The organism is Frankia sp. CcI156, from assembly GCF_001983015.1.
In the GTDB taxonomy this organism is placed as follows: domain Bacteria; phylum Actinomycetota; class Actinomycetes; order Frankiales; family Frankiaceae; genus Frankia; species Frankia casuarinae.
In genome coordinates, this window is sequence record NZ_MOMD01000145.1 from 1 (window position 1) to 1,023 (window position 1,023).

The following is a 1,023-nucleotide window of genomic DNA, read 5'->3' on the forward strand; positions in this document are numbered from 1 at the left end:
GGGCGGGGCCTGGTCGATGATGGTCGGGTGGATGACGAGCCCGAGCGGCCGCGGCCTGACCCGGAGGTCGAGCCGAAGGCGAAGCGGCGGACGTTCACGGCGGAGTACAAGGCGCGGATTCTCGCGGAGTACGACGCGGCCGKGCATGGTGAGAAGGGCGCGATCCTGCGCCGGGAGCGGTTGTATTCGGCGCATCTCGTGGAATGGCGGCGCGCGGCGGAGGAAGGCCGGGCGGCGGCGKTGTCGAGGCCGCGTGGCCGGCCGGCAACGGACCCGCGGGAGAAGGAGATCGAGCAGTTGCGGGCGGAGCTGGCCCGGAAGGACAAGGAGCTTGAGGCGTCCCGTCGCGTGATTGATATCATGGGAAAAGCCAACGCGCTCTTGGAGGCGCTCTCCGAAAGCATTCCGGATCTTTCCCAGGAGTCGTCGCCGAAGGAGAACGGATAGCTGATGCGTGCACGGTCGAGTTGGCGGAGATCGTCGGTCCTAAGAACGCGTGCGAGCTGACGGGGCGGTCGCGGGCGACGTTCTATCGCCGGCACCGGCCGCCRGTGCCGGCTCCGCCGCGGCGGGCACCGAAGCCGTACCGGGAGCGGGTTCAGCCGCGGGCGCTGTCCGTCGAGGAACGGGCGCGGATTCTCGAGCTGCTCAACTCGGAGCGGTTCGCCGACGCGGCGCCGCAGTCGGTGTGGGCGACGCTGCTCGACGAGGGCGTCTACCTGGCCTCGTGGCGCACCTTCTACCGGGTCCTGGCCGCTGCGGGGCAGACCGGGGAGCGCCGGGCCCAGGCCACGCACCCTCCGCATGTGAAACCCGAACTGCTCGCGGAGGCGCCGAACCGGGTATGGACCTGGGATATCACGAAAATCAAGGGGCCGTCGAAACACAGCTATTTCTRCCTGTATGTCATCCTCKATATCTTCAGTCGTTACGTCGTCGGCTGGATGCTGGCGCCGAACGAGTCGGGTGAACTGGCGAAGGAGCTCGTCACGCAGACCTGCGAGAAGTACGGCGTCGACACGC

The 1,023-nt window shown here is 68.2% G+C and carries 2 protein-coding genes; both read left to right on the top strand.

All coding sequences use genetic code 11. From position 1 onward, the window contains the following. The coding region (locus CcI156_RS26095; protein WP_217697758.1) for a transposase at positions 1 to 447 on the top strand (447 nt) is incomplete at its 5' end. A gap of 104 nt (positions 448 to 551) precedes the next feature. Then, positions 552 to 1,023: DDE-type integrase/transposase/recombinase (locus CcI156_RS23765; protein ID WP_139341623.1), on the top strand; the 472-nt coding region annotated here is incomplete at its 3' end.